The organism is Xenorhabdus sp. PR6a (assembly GCF_028599065.1).
Lineage (GTDB): Bacteria > Pseudomonadota > Gammaproteobacteria > Enterobacterales > Enterobacteriaceae > Xenorhabdus > Xenorhabdus doucetiae.
On the sequence record NZ_JAQRFJ010000200.1, the window covers coordinates 1 to 727 of the forward strand.

At 53.2% G+C, this 727-nt stretch carries 1 rRNA gene; it reads left to right on the plus strand.

From position 1 onward, the window contains the following. Positions 1-727 (plus strand): 23S ribosomal RNA (locus tag PSI15_RS18335); the annotation flags it as partial.

Sequence of the window (727 nt, forward strand, 5' to 3'; positions counted from 1 at the left end):
TTAAGCGTGTAGGTGGGCAGTCTTGGTAAATCCGGATTGCTGATAACACTGAGGCGTGACGACGAGGCACTACGGTGCTGAAGTGACAGATGCCCTGCTTCCAGGAAAAGCCTCTAAGCACCAGGTAACATTGAATCGTACCCCAAACCGACACAGGTGGTCAGGTAGAGAATACTCAGGCGCTTGAGAGAACTCGGGTGAAGGAACTAGGCAAAATGGTGCCGTAACTTCGGGAGAAGGCACGCCGGCACTAGGTGAAGTGACTTGCTCACGGAGCCGAAGCCGGCCGCAGATACCAGCTGGCTGCAACTGTTTAATAAAAACACAGCACTGTGCAAACACGAAAGTGGACGTATACGGTGTGACGCCTGCCCGGTGCTGGAAGGTTAATTGATGGGGTTAGCCGCAAGGCGACGCTCTTGATCGAAGCCCCAGTAAACGGCGGCCGTAACTATAACGGTCCTAAGGTAGCGAAATTCCTTGTCGGGTAAGTTCCGACCTGCACGAATGGCGTAATGATGGCCAGGCTGTCTCCACCCGAGACTCAGTGAAATTGAACTCGCTGTGAAGATGCAGTGTACCCGCGGCAAGACGGAAAGACCCCGTGAACCTTTACTATAGCTTGACACTGAACCTTGAGCCTTGATGTGTAGGATAGGTGGGAGGCTGTGAAGTGCGGACGCCAGTCTGCACGGAGCCATCCTTGAAATACCACCCTTGAATGTTT